At 60.3% G+C, this 18386-nt stretch carries 19 protein-coding genes and 1 tRNA gene; 3 read left to right on the forward strand and 17 right to left on the reverse strand.

Features of this window, described 5'->3' with window-relative positions; all coding sequences use genetic code 11:
* Together hisD and F8J34_RS05310 are read right to left on the reverse strand one after the other, a co-directional pair.
* Nucleotides 1-694, reverse strand: a 694-nt coding sequence (gene hisD, locus F8J34_RS05305; RefSeq protein WP_297056970.1) for a histidinol dehydrogenase, incomplete at its 3' end; no start/stop codon positions are given.
* Between the two features lie 85 nt (nt 695-779).
* On the reverse strand, nt 780-1277 hold the full coding sequence (locus F8J34_RS05310; RefSeq protein ID WP_297056971.1) for a nucleotidyltransferase domain-containing protein: 498 nt from the start codon (nt 1275-1277) through the stop codon (nt 780-782).
* A gap of 121 nt (nt 1278-1398) precedes the next feature.
* Between F8J34_RS05310 and F8J34_RS05315 the strand changes: the two genes are divergently transcribed.
* Complete coding sequence (locus tag F8J34_RS05315) at nt 1399-2049, forward strand: lysophospholipid acyltransferase family protein (protein WP_297056972.1); 651 nt, start codon at nt 1399-1401, stop codon at nt 2047-2049.
* Here the strand turns inward: F8J34_RS05315 and F8J34_RS05320 are convergent.
* Together F8J34_RS05320 and F8J34_RS05325 are read right to left on the reverse strand one after the other, a co-directional pair.
* Nucleotides 2030-2944 (reverse strand): D-alanine--D-alanine ligase, encoded by a 915-nt coding sequence (locus F8J34_RS05320; RefSeq protein ID WP_297056973.1) that lies wholly within the window; start codon nt 2942-2944, stop codon nt 2030-2032. The genes F8J34_RS05315 and F8J34_RS05320 overlap by 20 nt on opposite strands.
* Nucleotides 2884-3504: an HD domain-containing protein gene (locus F8J34_RS05325; protein ID WP_297056974.1), complete on the reverse strand. Its 621-nt coding sequence runs from the start codon at nt 3502-3504 to the stop codon at nt 2884-2886. Before F8J34_RS05325 ends, F8J34_RS05320 begins: the two co-directional genes overlap by 61 nt.
* A gap of 146 nt (nt 3505-3650) precedes the next feature.
* Between F8J34_RS05325 and F8J34_RS05330 the strand changes: the two genes are divergently transcribed.
* Together F8J34_RS05330 and argF are read left to right on the forward strand one after the other, a co-directional pair.
* Complete coding sequence (locus F8J34_RS05330; RefSeq protein ID WP_297056975.1) at nt 3651-4841, forward strand: radical SAM protein; 1191 nt, start codon at nt 3651-3653, stop codon at nt 4839-4841.
* 121 nt (nt 4842-4962) lie between these two features.
* Nucleotides 4963-5868, forward strand: a complete 906-nt coding sequence (gene argF / locus F8J34_RS05335; RefSeq protein ID WP_297056976.1) for an ornithine carbamoyltransferase — start codon at nt 4963-4965, stop codon at nt 5866-5868.
* Here argF and pnp read toward each other — a convergent pair.
* From pnp to F8J34_RS05400, 13 genes are all read right to left on the reverse strand, one after another.
* Nucleotides 5865-8003: a polyribonucleotide nucleotidyltransferase gene (pnp, locus tag F8J34_RS05340; protein WP_297056977.1), complete on the reverse strand. Its 2139-nt coding sequence runs from the start codon at nt 8001-8003 to the stop codon at nt 5865-5867. The two genes, argF and pnp, sit on opposite strands and share 4 nt — an antisense overlap.
* Nucleotides 8004-8012: 9 nt before the next feature.
* Entirely contained in the window at nt 8013-8282 is a 270-nt protein-coding gene (gene rpsO / locus F8J34_RS05345; protein WP_297056978.1) for a 30S ribosomal protein S15, read from the reverse strand.
* A 76-nt stretch (nt 8283-8358) separates the two neighbouring features.
* On the reverse strand, nt 8359-9294 hold the full coding sequence (truB, locus tag F8J34_RS05350; protein ID WP_297056979.1) for a tRNA pseudouridine(55) synthase TruB: 936 nt from the start codon (nt 9292-9294) through the stop codon (nt 8359-8361).
* Nucleotide 9295: 1 nt separating this feature from the next.
* Complete coding sequence (locus tag F8J34_RS05355) at nt 9296-10270, reverse strand: bifunctional oligoribonuclease/PAP phosphatase NrnA (protein WP_297056980.1); 975 nt, start codon at nt 10268-10270, stop codon at nt 9296-9298.
* Nucleotides 10257-10598, reverse strand: coding sequence for a 30S ribosome-binding factor RbfA (gene rbfA, locus F8J34_RS05360; RefSeq protein ID WP_297056981.1), 342 nt, complete (start codon nt 10596-10598; stop codon nt 10257-10259). Before rbfA ends, F8J34_RS05355 begins: the two co-directional genes overlap by 14 nt.
* A 3-nt stretch (nt 10599-10601) precedes the next feature.
* On the reverse strand, nt 10602-10892 hold the full coding sequence (locus F8J34_RS05365) for a DUF503 domain-containing protein (protein WP_297056982.1): 291 nt from the start codon (nt 10890-10892) through the stop codon (nt 10602-10604).
* A gap of 58 nt (nt 10893-10950) precedes the next feature.
* Nucleotides 10951-13548, reverse strand: coding sequence for a translation initiation factor IF-2 (gene infB / locus F8J34_RS05370; RefSeq protein WP_297056983.1), 2598 nt, complete (start codon nt 13546-13548; stop codon nt 10951-10953).
* 6 nt (nt 13549-13554) lie between these two features.
* Nucleotides 13555-13839 (reverse strand): YlxR family protein, encoded by a 285-nt coding sequence (locus F8J34_RS05375; protein ID WP_297056984.1) that lies wholly within the window; start codon nt 13837-13839, stop codon nt 13555-13557.
* Nucleotides 13840-15078: a transcription termination factor NusA gene (gene nusA, locus F8J34_RS05380; protein WP_297056985.1), complete on the reverse strand. Its 1239-nt coding sequence runs from the start codon at nt 15076-15078 to the stop codon at nt 13840-13842.
* Nucleotides 15079-15087: 9 nt separating this feature from the next.
* Nucleotides 15088-15582 carry a ribosome maturation factor RimP gene (rimP, locus tag F8J34_RS05385; protein ID WP_297056986.1) on the reverse strand — a complete coding sequence of 165 codons (495 nt, stop codon included), beginning with the start codon at nt 15580-15582 and terminating at the stop codon, nt 15088-15090.
* 20 nt (nt 15583-15602) lie between these two features.
* Nucleotides 15603-15677 (reverse strand) — tRNA-Gly (locus F8J34_RS05390).
* A gap of 24 nt (nt 15678-15701) precedes the next feature.
* A complete protein-coding gene (gene hemW, locus F8J34_RS05395) occupies nt 15702-16829 on the reverse strand; it encodes a radical SAM family heme chaperone HemW (RefSeq protein ID WP_297056987.1) in 1128 nt (375 codons plus the stop codon).
* Complete coding sequence (locus F8J34_RS05400) at nt 16826-18376, reverse strand: hydantoinase B/oxoprolinase family protein (protein WP_297056988.1); 1551 nt, start codon at nt 18374-18376, stop codon at nt 16826-16828. The genes hemW and F8J34_RS05400 overlap by 4 nt, the downstream gene beginning before the upstream one ends.
* Nucleotides 18377-18386: the final 10 nt, after the last annotated feature.

The following is an 18386-nucleotide window of genomic DNA, read 5'->3' on the forward strand; positions in this document are numbered from 1 at the left end:
CTCCCACCTCCCCGTAAAGGAGTTTCTTGGCCACGGTGACATAGATGTTTCCCGGGCCGGCGATCACCGAGACCGGGGGGATGGTCTCCGTGCCGTAGGCGAGCGCCGCAATGGCCCAGGCGCTTCCCACCCGATAGACCTCCGTAACCCCGCATTCGGCTGCGGCCACAAGCAAAGCCGGGTGAAGTTTCCCCTCACGGTTGGGGGGCGAGACCATGACGATGCGTTTAACCCCGGCCACCCGCGCCGGGACCGCGGTCATGATCACCGTGGAGATAAGTGGGGTTTCGCCGCCGGCCCCTCCCGGGACGTAGATTCCGGCCGAGGCCACCGGCCGCACCATCTGCCCCAGGAAAACCCCCTCCCGGGTAAAGAACCAGGACTCCTGTCGCTCGCGCCGGTGAAACTCCGTGACCTGATGGAGGGCAAGCCTTATGGCCGAAAGTAGCTCCGGCGAAACCTTGCGGTAGGCCGCAGAGATTTCCTCCTCCGGGACGCGAAGAAGCTCAGCCGAAAAGTCCGGACAGTCAAAGCGCCGGGTGTAGTCCACCAGGGCTGCGTCCCCCCGCCGGCGGACCTCGGCAAGGATCCGCCGCACCGAACGCTCCACCCGCGCCGGGATCCGGCCCCTCCGGTGGAAAAGCCTCTCAAGGAAACGCCTTCCGGCCTTGCTTTCAGCTCGGACTACCCTCATCTTTTCACCTCCTCAAGAAGCACGGTCAGGACCTTGAGTCTCTTTTGGGCCTTAAAGAGATAACTTTGAGCCAGAGAAATATTGGTCATACTTCTATAACTTCGGGATAGCGGTAGTCGGGCTTTAGCACCCAGTACCAGGCGTTGCCCCTCTTTATCCTTTTTGCCCCGAGTCGCTTAAGCCTTTCCGCAAGCCTTGATAGATAGCGCTCCATGAAGCCCTCCCGGTCGTAGAGGATGCGACGATGATAAATCATGTCCAGAAAAAGAGGACTTCCGCAAAGGACCTCCTCGCGGGTCTTGATTACCGGGGAAAGCTCCGGGTGAATACCTTTCTTGGCCAGCTCCCGCAGGTAAGGTTCAAGGGGTTCCTCCACCCCGGAGATAAACTCCCTTACCCGTTTCACCCGTCCCCGGGGAAGGGGTTCGGCCACGATGAGAAGGTCAAGGTCGGAGTCCGGCCGCGGGGTGCCCCGGGCCACGGATCCGAAAAGCACCACCGAAAAAAGCCTCTCCCCGTAGTATTCCCTGATCCTCTCCCAAACACGCTTCACTACCTCTTCGTAAATTTCGGAAAGCCTCATCCCTTGACCCCTCCTAAGGAATCTCTTACCATAGCCTCGGGCAGCCGTAAAACCGATGGTCCTGATAAGAAACCTTATTCTCGTCCTCTTTGTTCTGGTCTCCGTCCCTCTTTTCGGGACCATGGCTATCCTTATTTCCCTTTTGGAGCGCCGGAAGATCCTCTCCCACAAGGTGGCCTGGCTCTGGTGCCGCCTGGTCCTTGCCATCTCCGGGGTGAAGATTACCGTGGAGGGGCTTGAGCGGCTTTCCCCGGGAAAACGCTACGTCTTTTTCGCCAACCATCAGAGCCAGATGGATATCCCGGTCCTTGAAGAGGCTCTCAAGGACTTTGAGATCCGGTTTCTGGCCAAAAAGAGTCTTTTCAAGATCCCCTTTTTCGGCTGGGGGATTGCGGCCTTGGGTTATATTCCGGTTGAGCGGGATGATCCCCGGGAGGGCTTAAGGAGCCTTATCGCCTGCGCGGAGCGGGTGCGCGAGGGCTACTCCGTGGTGGTCTTTCCGGAGGGGACCCGGAGCCCGGACGGAAGGCTTCTTCCCTTTAAGACCGCGGGTTTCCTCATCCCCATCAAGGCCGGGGTTCCGGCGGTGCCGGTGGCCATCCTCGGCACCCGTAAGATCCTCCCCAAGGGCTCCCTTTTCGTGCGTCCCGGAAGGGTGAGGGTCATCGTGGGGGAGCCCCTCCCCACCGAGGGCCTCACCAAGCGGGACAAGGACCACCTGGCCGAAAAGATCCGGGCCTTCCTTGAAAAGTTCATCCCTCAAGGGCCATAAGGAGGAGGCGCTCCACGAGTTCCTCAAAGGAAAGCCCCGCCGCCCGGGCGGAAAGGGGAAGGAGGCTCGTTTCGGTCATTCCGGGGATGGTGTTGGTCTCAAGAAGATAGATTTCCCCTTCATGGATGATCATGTCCGTGCGGCTGTAATGACGAAGCCTTAAGGCCTGATGGGCGGAAAGGGCGTATTCCTTAGCTTTGCGGGAAAGATCCTCCGGGATCTCCGCCGGGCAGATCTCCTGCGCCGCCCCGGGCGTATATTTGGTGCGATAGTCAAAGTGGTCGCTTTCCCGCGGGATGATCTCTACCACCGGAAGGGCCGCATCCCCGAGCACCCCCACGGTGATCTCCCGCCCCGAAAGAAACTTCTCCACCACCACTTCCCGGTCAAGAGCGAAGGCCTGGGAAAGGGCGGAAGGAAGCTCCTCCGGCCCCCTCACCACGGAAAGCCCCAGGCTTGAGCCCTGGCTCGCCGGCTTCACCACCACCGGATAGCCCAGGGCCGCACAAAAATCAGGGATTCCCTCCCGCTCCCTTGCGGAAAAGACCTCCCCCGGAGGCACGGGGAGTCCTGCCGCCTGATAAAGAAGACGCGAGAGCCCCTTGTGGATGGCAAGGGCCGAGCCGAGCACGCCCGCCCCCTGATAGGGAAGCCCGAGGGAGTCCAGGAATCCCTGGATGGTTCCGTCCTCGCCTCCCGGGCCGTGGAGCACCAGGAAGGCGGCATCAAACTCCGCGGCCCTTTCCGCAAGACGCGGAAGATCCCGCGGGGGATCGAAGACCGCGACCTCGTGCCCCAGGGAAAGCAGGGCCTTTTTTACCGCCGCCCCACCCTTTAAAGAAACTTCCCTTTCCGGGGAATCTCCTCCGCAGAGGAGAGCCACGCGATAAGGCATCCCTTGATGTCCTCCACCTGATTTAATTCCAGGACCCGCTCCGGCCCGAAGGGAAGGCGTTTGAAGATGCGACGCTCAAGGAGCTTGGTGAGTTCCTCAAGGTGCCAGATCCTCACCCAGGATGCGGGGCGCCTTCCGTAGCGTTCACGAAGATCTATGAAGCGTTCCTTGAGGGTTACGATCTCCTCGTGCCGCACGCGTTTGTCCGCATAATAGACCAATTCGTCGGCCCGGATGGGAGCCCCCGGAGGGCCGGGTTTAAGGAAGATATGGTTCCCCACCACCTCCGCTACCTCGGGATAACCCAGTTCAAGGAGCCTCCTCCGGGCACTTTGGGCATGGTTCTCTCCGCTCTTTATGGAATGATGCTTGGTTAAATCGTGAAGGAGTCCTCCTACGGCCACGAGTTTTACCGGGACCGGCTCCCCGGCTCGTAAGAGTTCCAGGGCCAGAAAGGTCCCCACCAGGGCCACCTTCTCGCAGTGTCGCACGATATGGGGCGGAACCCCCTCCCTTGCGAGCAGGGCATAGGCCTGGTCGAGCTCCGGAAGGTGCTCCATGCCTTTTTCCTAACAGAATTACATCCTTTGCGAAAGACCCTTTTCATCCTCAAAAAGATATTTCCATTGGGAAACTTTTTGTTACTTTTAAAAGATTTGTGTCAAAAATTTGCTCTTCTCCGATTTTTATTCCATTTTAGAATTGTATGCCGCTTAAACTCGACGATTTTCTGGGGCAAAGGCGGCCGGTCATCTTTCATCTCACGGTCACCGGAAGGTGTCAGGCCCGGTGTGAGGGCTGTATCAACGCCCTTTCCTTCGGAAGGCGGGAGGATTTTGCCGACTCCTGGGAGTGTGATCCGGAAAGGGACGCCCGGGCCCTTTACACGCTCCTTCAAAAGACAGACGGGCGTCCGGCGGTGGTGGCCTTCTACGGCGGGGAGCCGCTTCTGGCCGCAGAAAAGATGGAGGCCGTAAGAGGAAAGCTCCGCGCCCTCCTTAACGGAAATCCGGTACGTTTCCTGCTCTATACCAACGGGGAGCTTCTCTCCCGCACCCTGAAACGCTATCCGGATCTCCTGCGCGAACTCTGGCTTGTCTCGGTCTCCATTGACGGCTCCGAGGGAGAGCACGAACGCTTCCGCCGGGGAACCAGCCTTTCCCGCATCCGGGAAAACCTTGCCGCCCTAAAGGAAGCCCTAAGGACCCCGGTCCTCATGTGGTCCACCCTGAGGGATGAGGCCTCGCTTAGGGATTGTCTGGAGGAGTTCTTGCGGCTTAAGGCCCGGGGGCTTTGCGATTACTTCTTCTGGCACCTCATAGAGACCGACCGTCCCATCTCCTCCTTTGAGGATTTTCGCAGGCGTTATCTCTCGGACCTTGCCTTTCTCCTTGAGACCTACCTTTCCTGGCTTTCTTCCGGAAGGATCCTTCCGGTCCTTCCCTTAAACGAGCTTTTCTTCTTTCTCCTTTCCGGGATTCGCCGCGGGCATACGGGTTGCGGGGTGGAGCGGGCGGAGAATTTTGATCTTCAGGCCGGACGCCTCCTCCCCTGCGCGGATCTGGGGGAGGAGTTCGTGCTGGGAGAGATAAAATCCTCCGGGGAGATCGCCTGGTGCGGGGATCCGGCCCGTCTTTCCTCCCTGGTCTCCTACCGGAGGGACCTCGGCTGTGAGGAGTGTGCGGCGGAGTTTTATTGTGGCGGGCGCTGTCCGGTGCTCATTAAAAATTCCCCGGAGCGGGCCCGGCAGTACTGTGTCCTCACCCGCGATCTAGTGAGCCTGGCCCGAGAGGCCCTTCCCGAGGTGCGCTGCCTCCTTGAAAAGAGCGGTCTTTCCCCGGAAGATCTTTACTTCCCTTACGGCTATCTCGCCCTCTTTACCGATGTCGTCCCCTGAGATCCTACGGAGAAAATTCCGTAGGATCCTCAGGGCCCCGGAGATAGGAAAAACAAACTGCTTGACGTTTTTTCAGCCGGAGTTTAATTAAGATCTTCAATGATACTTCGGGGGATCAAAGATGAAACATATTCGGCGTATCCTGGATCTCCAGCCGGAGGAAGCCGAGAGGCTCATTTATCGGGGCCTGGAGCTCAAGCGTCATCTTAAGAAGGGGTTTACGCATCGGCCTCTGGTGGGCAGGATCCTGGCCCTTATCTTCGAAAAGCCCTCCACCCGCACGCGGGTTTCCTTTGAAGCGGCCATGATGAAACTCGGCGGACAGACCATCTTTCTTTCCGCCCGTGATCTTCAGCTGGCGCGCGGGGAACCCCTCAAGGATACCGCCCGGGTGCTTTCCCGATACGTGGATGGAATCGTGGTGCGCACCTTCGGACAGGAGGTGGTGGAGGAACTGGCGGCTCATGCCACTGTTCCGGTGATAAACGGCCTTTCGGACCGCTTTCATCCCTGCCAGGTCCTTTCGGATCTTCTGACCGTGGTGGAGACCGGGCGCCGGCTCTCCGGGCTCAGGGTGGCCTGGGTGGGGGATGGTAACAACATGGCCAATTCCTGGGTGGAAGCCGCCGTCCTTTTCGGGTTCGAGTTACGTCTGGCCTGCCCGGAGGGCTATGACCCCGACCCGCAGGTGCTAAAGGAGGCCCGGGAGAGAGGGGCCCGGATAAGTCTCTTTCGGGATCCTCGAGAGGCGGTCTCCGGGGCCGAGGTCGTTAATACCGATGTCTGGGCCAGTATGGGACAGGAGGACGAGGCCGAGGAAAGACGCCGGATCTTTCAACCCTTTCAGGTCAATGCCGAACTCCTGAAACACGCTGCTCCCGGGGCCATCGTGCTTCACTGTCTTCCGGCCCATCGGGGCGAGGAGATCACCGAGGAGGTCCTGGAGGGGCCTCAGTCCGTGGTGTGGGAGCAGTCCGAAAACAAGATGTGGCTCCACGCCGCGGTCCTGGAGTGGCTTCTGGGCTAGGGCCCTTCCCGGTCCTCTTCCCGGGAGGAAGGCGAGGACTCCGCCTCCCGCATGGATTCCTCCAGGGCCGCCTTGCGGGAAAGCTTGATCCTCCCGGCCTTGTCGATATCGATCACCTTGACCAGCACCTCGTCGCCTTCGTTCAGGATATCGGTAACCTTACGCACCCGCCGATGATCGAGCTGGGAGATATGGATAAGGCCTACCGTGCCCGGAAAGAGTTCCACAAAGGCTCCGAAATCGGTCACCCGGGTCACCTTCCCCAGGTAGAGTTTCCCTACCTCCGCCTCCTGGGTAAGTTCTTCGATCATGCGGGCCGCCTTTTCCGCGCTGGCCAGATCCGAGGAATAGATCCGAACCAGACCGGTCTGGTCGTCGATGTCGATCTTCACATCCCCGCAGGCAGCGATAATGCTCTTGATGGTTTTTCCCCCGGGGCCGATCACCTGCCCCACCTTTTCGGGATTGATGGCTACGGTGAGCACCCGCGGGGCATATACCGAGAGTTTCTCCCGGGGCCGGGAGAGGGTCTGACGCATCTTTTCCAGAATGAAGAGCCGGGCCCTGCGGGCCTGCTCCAGGGCCCGGGCCATGATCTCCCGCGTGATCCCCGGAACCTTAACGTCCATCTGGAAAGCGGTGATGCCCTTTTCCGTGCCGGCGACCTTGAAATCCATGTCCCCCATGCGGTCTTCGTCCCCGAGGATATCCGTGAGCACCACCACCCGATCGCCCTCTTTAACCAGCCCCATGGCCACCCCGGCCACCATGTCTTTGATGGGGACCCCGGCGTCCATCAGGGATAGGGTGGCCCCACAGACCGTGGCCATGGAGGAGGAACCGTTGGACTCCAGCACATCCGAAACCACCCGAATGGTGTAAGGGAACTCCTCCTCTCCGGGGATGACCGGGGTAAGGGCCCTTTCCGCCAGCATCCCGTGTCCGATCTCCCGGCGGGAGGGACCGCGCAGGGGTTTAACCTCCCCCACACAGAAGGGAGGAAAATTGTAGTGGAGCATGAAGTGCTTGAAGATCTCCTCCCCGGGAAGATCCAGACGTTGTTCTTCCTCCGGGCTACCCAGAGTGGTTACCGCCAGCACCTGGGTTTCGCCCCGGGTGAAAAGGGCCGAACCGTGGGTGCGCGGCAACACGGAGACCTCGCAGCTTATGGGACGGATTTCCTCTGGCCCCCGGCCGTCCACCCGACGCCCCTGGGTCAGGATCATCTCGCGCATACGGATCTTTTCCAGTTCCTCCAGATACTCGCGAATCTCCGCCTCCCGTCCCGGGGCCTCCTCTCCCAGAAGAGAGAGCACGGTGCGGAAGAGTTCCTTGCGCTTACGGTTGCGATCCTGCTTGCCCGGGGTGTGGAGGATCTCGGTGAGCCTCTCCTCGGCCAGGGAGAAGACCCGCTGCTTGAGGACCTCGTCCTCCGGAGGCTCCTCAAAGGGTATCTTGGGGGCCCCGGCCTTTTCTCTCAGTTCTTTCTGGAGATCCAGGAGGGGCTTAAGCCCCTCCTGGGCGAAGAAAAGGGCCTCCTCCATCACGCTTTCCGGGACCTCCCGGGCCATCCCCTCCACCATCACGATGGCTTCCTCCCCTCCGGCGACCACGATATTGAGGTCGCTTTCCCGGAGCTCCTCCGCGGTGGGATTGAGGATCAGGTTCCCGTTTACCCTACCTACCCGCACCGCGGCGATGGGTCCCTTGAAGGGAAGGGGGGAAAGCTCCAGGGCCGCGGAGGCCCCGGTGATGGCCAGAATATCCGGATCAATTTCCGGGTCCAGGGACAGGACCGTGGCGATGACCTGGGTCTCATAACGCCATTTTTTGGGGAAAAGCGGCCGGATAGGTCGATCAATAAGCCGGGCGGTAATGACCTCTTTTTCACTGGGACGCCCCAGTTCCCGTTTGAAATACCCTCCGGGAATACGCCCGGCCGCGTAGTACATCTCCTGGTACTCCACGGTGAGGGGCAGAAAATCCAGCTCCCGTGTTTCCTCCGAGGCCACCACCGTGACCAGAACCATGGTGTCGCCATAGGAGACCAGCACCGATCCATGGGCCTGTTTGGCCACCCGACCGGTCTCCAGCCGAAAGCGACGACCGTTTATCTCGGTTTCCACCCGATACATGCGCCCCCCTTATCCCCGCAGACCCAGGGCCCGGATCAATTCGCGATAACGCTGGAAATCGGTGCGTCGAAGATAATGGAGGAGCTTCCGGCGCCGTCCCACCAGCTTGAGCAACCCTCGCCGGGAATGATGGTCTTTCTTGTGGACCTTGAAGTGTTCCTCCAGCTGTTTGATCCGGGCGGTCAACAGGGCGATCTGGACCTCCGGAGAACCGGTGTCTTTTTCGTGACGTCGAAACTTTTCGATGATCTCGGTCTTGATCTCCGGATCAAGAGGCATTTCTACTTCCCTCCCATTTTTATATTCAAGCCCCCGGGTGGTCAGACCAGCCCCGGAGCTCAGCCCTAATCTAAACCTAGGAAACGAAAACGCGCAACATTTCCGCCCATCCGTCTCCGGAAAGTCTATCCGGATAATAGGTAACCGCTACCAGGTCTCCCCTTTCGGTTACCAGACGCAACCAGGGTACCCGGGGACGCCGGGCCACCTTCTGAAGCCGGATCAGATTCCCCAGAACGCTCAGCGAAAACGGACGCCCCTGCCTGATCCTTCGGGCCATCTCCGAGGAGATGGTAAGAGCAGGAATGAAGGAGAGGGCCTCCTCCACGGAGATGATCCGGGAGGAAAGCTCCCCCTGGGCATGGAGCCTTTTTACTTCCTCCAGACTCAGGGCCTGTTCCAGGGTGAAGGGGCCTTTCTGGGTGCGACGTAATTCCACCAGGGTGGCCCCGCAGCCCAAACGGAGCCCCAGTTCATGGACCAGGGAACGCACGTAGGTCCCTTTACTGCAATAGACCTCGAAGAAGACCCGGGGAGGTTGAAAGGAAAGCAACCGGAAACTCAGGACCTCCACCCTCTTGGGCTCCTTCTTTACCGTGATTCCCTTGCGGGCCCACTGATAGAGCGGACGCCCCTTGTACTTGGCCGCGGAATAAGGCGGAGGAACCTGTTCCAGGACCCCCACAAACTCCTCCATTATCCGGGAGATCTCCTCGGCGGAGAGTTCCCCGGGCACCGGACGGCGTTCCACCACCTCTCCGGTAAGGTCGTAGGTATCGGTAATGATCCCCAGCTCCAGGGCCCCCTGGTAACGTTTATCCCCTTCCAGGATGAACTGGGCGATCTTGGTGCCCCGATTCAAACAGATAGGGAGCACCCCGGTGGCGAAGGGGTCCAGGGTTCCTCCGTGTCCGGCCTTGCGCACCCGGAGCAGACGCTTGATTTTTTCCACCGCTTCGGTGGAACTCATATCCTTGGGTTTGTCCAGTACCAGGACTCCGTCCAGGGCCATTTTATTCCTCCAGCAGGGCTTCTATTTTGGATTTTACCCGATGGAGCACCTCGAATAGCGATAAATTGCGTTTTCGAAAACCGGCGGCCCGACGATGTCCGCCTCCGCCCTCCGAGGCTGCGAGCCGGGCCACGTCGATGCTCCCCCGACTGCGAAGACTCACCCCCACCTCCCCGGGTTTCAGTTCTTTGACCAGGGCCGAGACCTCCACCCCGCGCATACTCCGGAGGAAAGTGGCCAGATCCTCGGCCTCAGCCGGGCTGCCTCCCAGTTCCTCAAAGTCTTCCAGGGCCAGAAAAGACACCACCCCCCGTCCCCCGGCCAGAAACTCCCGTCGTTCCAGCACCCGCCGCAGGAGCTCGAAGCGAACCGGGGGATAGTTCTCCAGCAGATGTTCTCCCACCCAGGAGGGACGGGCCCCGCAGCGCACCATCTCCGCCGCCGCCACAAAGGCCTCTTCCCCGGTGTTCTCGAAACGGAATCCTCCGGTATCGCTGTAAAGACCGGTGTAAAGATTCTCCGCCACCGCCGGAGACACGCTCCAGTTCAGCTCCCGCAGAAGTCGCCATACCAGGAGGGCCGTGGCCGGGGCCGTGGGGTCGGAATAATGTTCCCCCGGCAGAGGGGAACCGGTCTGCGCATGGTGATCCAGGACGATCCTCCGGGGGATCCGGCGCAGCACCGGAGCCAGGTCTCCCACTCTCTCCTCCTCGGAAAGATCCAGGACCACGGCCACGCTTTCCGAATAAGGAAAATCCCGGGGCAACCGATCCGGGGTCACCAGATCCTTAAACCCGTGCAGAAATTCCAGAAAAGAGGGAGGCGAGCCCTCCACCAGGGGAAGGGTCGTTTTTCCCCGCTCCCGCAGGGCCAGATGCAGGGCCAGCAAAGACCCCATCCCATCGGCATCGGGATGGACGTGGGTGAAGAGCACCCAATAAGAAGCCTCCTTGAGGAGTTCCTTAATCTTCTTCATCGTTTTCCTCGGGAGATAGGACCATTAGGTCCTCCGGTCTGCGATCGGGATGGAAACTCAGGTCCGGAAGATAGCGCAAATAAACGTGTTGCCCCAGAAGATGTCGCAGATACTTACGGGCCCTCCGGAACCCCCTTTCCGCCCGTTTCCAATCTTCCTCCTCCCCGTGAACCCGATAATAGACCCGGGCCCGGCGGAGATCCGGAGAGACCTCCACCTCGGAAATGGTGATGAACCCCTGCAAATCCGGATCCCGCACCTCATCCATCAGGATCACGGAGAGGGCTTCCCTTATCAGTTCGGCTACCCGGAGGTGTCGATAGTGCATTTTTTAATAGGAGATAAAATCTATTTCCGCGGAAAGGAGCTCCAGACCGTCGAAATTCTCTACGAAGGAAAGGACCTCGTTGAGACACCGATCCACCAGGGTCTGATCCGAACCCACGGTGGAAACCCCGATCACCGCCTTTTGCCAGAGATCCTGCTCTCCGACCTCGGCCACGGAGATCTTCTTAAACCGGGCCTCCAGACGATGCACCAGGCTCTTTACCACCTGGCGCTTCCCCTTTAGCGAATGATTCCCGGGGATAAAGAACTCCATCCGCACCACACCTACCACCATCTCTCGGCCCGTTGGTCTTTTTTCAGGATACCGGCCTTTCCGGCGGGAGACCCTTCGTTCATAATTCCTTGCGAATCTCTACCATCTCGAAGGCCTCGATCACGTCGCCTTCCTTGATGTCCTGGAAGTTCTCCAACCCCACGCCGCACTCGTATCCCGCCGCAACTTCCTTTACGTCCTCCTTGAAACGCTTGAGCGAGGAGATCTTTCCGGTGTAAACCACCACCCCCTCGCGCAACAACCGTACACTTCCGCCCCGCACGAGTTTGCCTTCCTTGACGTAACATCCGGCCACCGTCCCTACGCGGGGCACCCGGAAGGTGGCCCGCACCTCGGCCACGCCCACGATTCGCTCTTCGTATTCGGGCTCCAGTAATCCGGAAAGGGCCTTCTTGACCTCCTCGATGGCCTGATAGATCACATCATAGAAACGGATATCCACCTTTTCCTGTTTGGCGATCTCCTTGGCCTTTCCGGTGGGGCGCACGTTAAAACCGATCACGATGGCCTCGGAGGCCGCAGCCAGCATTACATCGCTTTCGCTGATGGCCCCGATTCCGGAGCGGATGATATTCACCCGCACCTCGTCGGTGGAGAGTTTCTGCAGGGCCTCCTTCAGGGCCTCCAGGGTCCCCTGGACGTCGGCCTTGAGCACGATACGAAGTTCCTTGATCTCGCCCTCCCGGAGTTTTTCGAAGACCTTTTCCAGCGACATCCGGGCCTCGCGGGCGGCTTCGGCCTCACGGGCCTTGCGCTGCCGGTATTCCGCCACCCTGCGGGCCGCGGTCTCATCCGGCATGACGATGAAGTCGTCTCCGGCCTGGGGGACCTCCTCAAACCCCAGGACCTCCACCGGTGTGGCCGGCGGGGCTTCCTTCAATCTCTTTCCGTGTTCGTTGAGCATGGCCCGCACCCGGCCGAAGGTCATTCCGGCCACAAAGGGGTCTCCCTCGTGCAGGGTTCCCTCCTGGATGATCACCGTGGCCACCGGGCCCTTGCCCCGGTCCAGACGGCTCTCGATGATCCGTCCCCGGGCCGGCCTTTTCGGAGCCGCCTTGAGATCCAGCATCTCCGCCTGAAGCAGGACCAGCTCCAGCAGATCCTGGATCCCCTGCTGTTTTTTGGCCGAGATCTCCGCCACCAGGGTTTCCCCGCCCCATTCCTCCGGCACCAGCCCCAGCTCCGCCAGCTGGCTCTTTACCCGTTCCGGGTTGGCTTCGGGTTTATCGATCTTGTTGATGGCCACCACGATGGGGACCCCGGCGGCCCGGGCGTGATCGATGGCCTCGCGGGTCTGATCCATGACCCCGTCGTCCGCAGCCACCACCAGGATGACCAGGTCGGTAACCTGCGCTCCCCGGGCCCGCATGGAGGTAAAGGCCTCATGCCCCGGGGTATCGATGAAGGTGATCTCCCGCCCATCGGCCAACCTGACCTTGTAGGCCCCGATGTGCTGGGTGATGCCCCCGGCCTCCCGGGCGGCCACGTCGGTCTTCCTTATGGCATCCAGCAGGGTGGTCTTTCCGTGATCCACATGTCCCATCACGGTGACAATCGGCGGCCGGGGTTCTAACTCTTCCGGAGAGGGGGGCACATACTCCAGCAGGGCCTCCTCCTCCACCGTGGCTGCTTCCACCTCGTAGCCGAATTCCGCCGCTACAATGGCCGCGGTTTCCGCATCTATGGACTGGTTGATGGTGACCATGGTGCCCATTTCCATGAACTTGCGGATCACATCCGCGGCCTTGACCCCCATCTCCCGGGCCAGTTCCCCCACCTGAATGGTCTCGTGGACCCGGATCTTTTTCTTCTTCGGAGGAAGGGTGGGGGGACGCTCCTTTTTCTTCTCTTCCTCCCCGGCCCTGCGGGTCCTGGAGGCGGTCTCTTCCTTCTCCTCTTCCTCGATGAGTTCCAGCCCCTCGGGTTCCTTTTTCAGTTCCTCCATCAACTCCAGCTCTTCCAGAATCTCCTCGCGTTCGCTCTTTACCTCCTCTACCACCCGTTTACGGGATTTTTTCTTGGGGCGCTCCTCCCCCTCTGGACGGGCCTTTTTCTTCTTGGCCGCCTTCTTTTCCGCTTCCTCCGGACGAGGGGGCGGAGGAGTCTCTACCGGCGCCCGACGGGGCTTGAAATCCTTGACCACCCGTTTCTTGGGCTTGGGAGCAATCTCAGCGGTATCAATCCGGGAAACAATCCGGGCCTTAAGCCCCAGGCCCTCCCCGGGGGCTTCCGCTGGCTTTTCCTCCTGAGCCTGCACCGCTGAAGGAGGTGCCCCGACTGTGGGTTCCTCGCCTTTTTCCTCCTCCGGAGAGACCTCTCGGGCCTCCTCGCGGGGTTCTTCGGGCGGCGGGGTTTCTTTTTCCGGACGATGCCTGCGGATCTTGAGTTTTATGCGTTTGGGGCGTGCTTCTTTATCCTCACGCCGCCGGAAGATGACCGCCTGCTGGTTCTTTTCCTCGGGAGTATCTTCCGCAACCTCGGATGCGGGATGTTCCTTCTGGCGGAGGACCTCCTCCCGCACCCTCTCGGCCTCCTCCTCGGTGATGGTGGAGGAATGGCTTTTGATCTCTATGCCCATGGCCTTTACTTTCTGGGCCAGTTCTTTGGAACCGATCTCCAGTTCCTTGGCCAGATCGTAGATACGGATCCTGCTCATGGTGAATTACGCCTCCCCGCGCCCCAGAAGGGCCGCCACTAATTCGGGACGCAGACCTTTCATTCGCCCCCTAAAGGCCCTCTGCAGACGTTTCTGCCCCCTGGGGGTCTTCAACTTTTTCAGGCACTCCTCTGCTCCACAGAGATAGGCCCCGCGTCCCGGGAGTTTTTGTCTGGAGTCATAAACCGGATACCCGGCTTCATCCAGGGCCAGACGTAAAAGTTCTCCTTTCGGCGCCCTCCGGCCGCAAAAGATACACATACGTATGGGTATATGTCCACGCCGGGCCATCTACCCCTCACCGGCGAGTTTTTCCCCGGCCCGGTTTACCAGTTCCTGGGCCTCGGCCAAGCGCAGTCGCCCTACCTCGGCTACCTTCTGAGGGTCCGCCTCGGCCAGGGCCTTTACGGAGTTGATTCCGGCATCGTAAAGCCTCCCAGCCACCTCCTCGGATAAACCCTCCACCTCGAGCATCTTCAGGAATTCTGGATCCTGCCTGCGAGCATACTGGGTCTCACTATACACATCTATACGCCAGCCGAGAAGTTTGGAGGCCAGGCGTACGTTCTGTCCTTCCCGTCCGATGGCCAGCGAGAGTTGATCGTCGGGCACGATGACCTCAAGTGTTTTGGTCTCCTCGTCCACGATGACCTGAGTGCATTCCGCCGGAGCCAGGGCGTTATAGACCAGACGGGCCGGATCCGGATCCCAGGGAATGATGTCGATCTTTTCCCCTTTGAGTTCCTGCACCACCACCTGCACCCTGGACCCCCGGAGCCCCACGCAGGCCCCTACCGGATCCACCTCCGGGTCCTTGGAGATCACCGCCATCTTGGCCCGGCGACCGGGTTCACGAGCCACGGCCACGATCTGCACGATGCCTTCTCTTATCTCCGGAACCTCCCGCTCGAAAAGCTTTTTCAGGAACTCGGGATGGGTGCGCGAGACCACCAGCTGCGGATCTCCGGTGCGCCTTACTTCGATGAGAAGGGCTTTTAGCCTTTCGCCCCGATGATATCTCTCGGTGGGGATCTGTTCCTTCTCCGGCAGCAGGGCCTCGGCCCTCCCCAGGGAAAGGATGACATCCCGTTTGTGAAAACGATGCACGAAACCGCTTACGATCTCTCCGATCTTGTCTTTGTATTCCTGATAGATAAGTTCACGCTCCGCTCCCCGGATGCGCTGGGTCAGGATCTGTTTGGTGAGCTGGGCGGCAATCCGTCCGAGGTCCCGTACATCCACCGGTTCCCCGATCACGTCCCCCACCCGGGCCGAGGGGTTTTTCTGCCGGGCCTCGGAGAGAGAGATCTCCTTTTCCGGGTTGTGGACCTCCTCCACCACCTCATACAGGCGGAAGACCTCGATCTCGCCTTTTTCCTCGTTGTACATGGCCTCCACTTCGGCCTGAGGCCCCAGTTTCTTCTGAGCCGCGGTGCGCATCCCCTCCACCAGGGCCGAAACGATGACCTCCTTGGGAAGCCCTCGTTCTTTGCTCATCAGCTCCACGATCTTTCTCACCTCGCCGGGCATGGCTCGCTCCTAAAATATGTTCTCCGGCTTGAGCCGGGCCTTCTTGATGGCCTGATAGGGAATGAGGACCTCTCCTTCAGCCACCTCCAGCACCACGCTTTCCCCGGAAAGCCCCTTGAGCGTGCCGGTAAAGCTCTTCCGGCCGGAAAGGGGCTCCCGAAGTTCGATTCGTACCCTGTCTCCGGCAAAACGTTCAAAATCCTCCTTCTTGCGCAGGGGACGCTCCAGCCCGGGAGAGGAAACCTCAAGATGATAGGAATGATGAATGAGATCCCGGGCATCCAGAAGATCCCCCACCACCTCGCTTATCCGCACACAGTCCCCCAGGGTGACCCCTCCGGGTTTGTCAATATAAAGCCGCAGCACCCAGCCCCGCCGTTCCCGCTGCCATTCCACCTCCACCAGTTCCATACCCCGGGCCAGGACCACCGGCTCGGCCAGATCCCATACTTCCTGAATAAGTTTTTCCCTTTCCATAACAAAAAAGTGGGCACTTCGGCCCACTTCGGCCTTTTCTTCTTTTCTGGAGCGGGCAACGGGATTCGAACCCGCGACCCTCAGCTTGGGAAGCTGATGCTCTACCCCTGAGCTATGCCCGCTCTGGAGAAGAATATAATATAAACCTAAAGGAATTTCAACTGGACCTGACTGGCAAGCAGTCTTCCCCGCGGAGAAAGGGAAAATCCCCGGGGGGAAACCTCAAGAAGCCCTAATTCCTTGAGTTCCCGGATCTCCCGGGCGAAGAATTGTTCCGGGTCCCGACCGAAACGGGCAAGGAATTCCTCTCGTTTAACCCCTTCGCTAAGGCGCAGGGCCAGGATAACCGCCTCGCGAAAGGCTCCTTCCTCGGAGAGTTCCTCCTCCACCCGGGCCGGCAATTTATCCTCCTTGAGTGCCCTGAGGTAACCCTGAAGATCCTCCGGATTGCGCAACCGTATCCGGTGGAGGAAAGAGGCCGCCGCCGGTCCCAGACCCAGATAGGGCTGGGCCTTCCAGTAAAAGAGATTGTGGCGACACCTGAACCCCGGCCGGGCATAGTTGGAAATCTCGTAGGCCTCGTAACCGGCGGAAGAAAGCCTCTCCCGGACCATCTCGTGCATCCGGACCAGGGTTTCCTCCGAAGGAAGGGCAAGTTTCCCCTCCTGCAGACGGCGAAAAAGAGGGGTGCCGGGCTCCGGGGTCAGCTCATAAAAGGAGAGATGTTCGGCCCCCAACCGGATGACCTCCTCCAGTTCCTTTTCCAGAAGGGAGAGGGTCTGTCCCGGCCAGCCGAAGATGAAATCCAGAGAGACGTTGCGGTAGCCCGCTTCCCGCGCCTGAAAATAGGCCCGGCGAGCCTCCTCCACGCTGTGAACCCGTCCCAGGGCGGCGAGCCCCCGGGGAAGAAGGCTCTGGAATCCTAGGCTCAAACGGTTGAACCCCGCGGCGAGGTATCCGCGGAGTCGGGCCTGATCGAGGCCTTCCGGATTGGCCTCCAGCGTGAGTTCCTCGGGTTGAAAAGGGAAGATCTTTCCCAGCTGTTCGAAGAGACGGGCATAAAATCCCGGGGAGAGCAGGGAGGGAGTGCCTCCTCCGGCGTAAAAGGTGATAAAGACCACCGGCGAGGGGAGCCTTTCCCTCCAGAGCCGGGCCTCGGTGAGGATCGCCCGGAGATATTCCTCTTCGTTCGGGGGATGGGTTACGGAATAGAAATCACAGTAGGGACATTTCCGCCGGCAGAAGGGAATGTGGAGATAAAGGGCCAGTTTCATTCCCTGCGGCCGTAACCACCTCCGCCCGGGGTACGAATTTCCAGGGCCTCCCCGGCCTTAAGTTCAAAGACCCCTTTTCCCGGCAGAACCCTGCGGCGCCCCTTTGTATCCAGCAGCAGATTGAGTCCCCGTTTTCCGGGCTGGCCTCCGAAGAGCCCGTAGGGTTGAAGCCTGCGTCTTTCGGTAAGGAGACTCACGGTTACCGGGGCCAGGAAACGGAAACGGCGCACCAGTCCGTCTCCGCCGGGCCATTTGCCCGATCCCCCGGAACGGGGACGCAGGCCGTAACGTTCCACCATTACCGGAAGGGCGATCTCCAGGGCCTCAATGGGGGTGTTCAGGGTGTTGGTCATGTGGGTGTGTACACCGGAGAGTCCGGGGGATCCGGGACGTCCGCCCATGCCTCCCCCGATGGTTTCGTAATAGGCGAACCCCTCTCCCCCGAAGGCCACATTATTCATGGAGCCGCAGGAGGCGGCGGGAATCTTTTCGGGTATGGCCTGCGCCAGGGCCCCCAGGATCACGTCCACGATCCGCTGGGAGGTTTCCACGTTGCCTCCGGCCACCGGGGCCGGATAACGGGCGTCCACCACCGTGCCCGGGCGGGTGAGGATGCGAAGGGGCCGCAGGCCCCCCTGGTTGGGGGGGATGAGCCCTCCGGCCAGGGCCAGGAATACGTAAAAGACCGCCGCCCGGGTCACGGAACGCGGGGCGTTAAGGCCGGTCTCCAGCTGGGGAGAGGAATCCCGAAAATCCAGTACCACCCGGTCTTCCTCCTTGGTCAGGTGCAGCCGTATGGGCACCGGCTCCGGGTTCAATCCGTCGTCGTCCAGATAGTCCTCGAAATAATAGCGCCCGTCCGGGATCTCTCGAAGGGTCTCCCGCATATAGCTTTCCGAATAGGCCTGAAGTTCCTCTCCCCGCTTCTGGAGTTCCTCCAGACCGTAACGGGCTACCAGTTCCAGGAGCCGTTTTTCGCCCCGTTCCAGCGCTGCCAGCTGGGCTCGCAGGTCCCCTTCCCGTTCCTCCCGGCCGCGAACCCGGGAGAGAAAATCCTCCCAGAAGTCCCTTCGAAAACGTCCGGCCTCCACCAGGAGAGTGGGGGGAACGAGAACCCCTTCCTCCTGGATATGGCGGGCCAACCCCATGGACCCCGGATACCGGCCCCCCACATCCGCGTGATGGGCCCTTACCGCCAGAAGAAAGGCCAGCTGATCCTTCACGAAAAGGGGTTTGATCAGGGTGAGATCCGGCAGATGCGTCCCCCCTCGATAGGGGTCGTTGGTGATGACCACGTCGCCGGGACGCAGGTCGAATTCCCGCAGAACCTCGGCCACGGTATCCGGAAGGGCCCCCAGGTGGACCGGTATGTGGGCCGCCTGGGCCAGGAGATGCCCCGCGGAGTCAAAAAGCGCACAGGAGAAGTCCTGTCGTTCCTTGATGTTGGGGGAGAAGGCCGAACGGCGCAACACCACCCCCATCTCCTCGGCCACCGAGGAGAAGAGGGCATAAAAGACGGCTATCTCGGTGGCTGAAAATCCTCCCATGGACTAAAAT

The sequence above is a fragment of the Thermosulfurimonas sp. genome, assembly GCF_015491435.1.
GTDB lineage: Bacteria > Desulfobacterota > Thermodesulfobacteria > Thermodesulfobacteriales > Thermodesulfobacteriaceae > Thermosulfurimonas_A.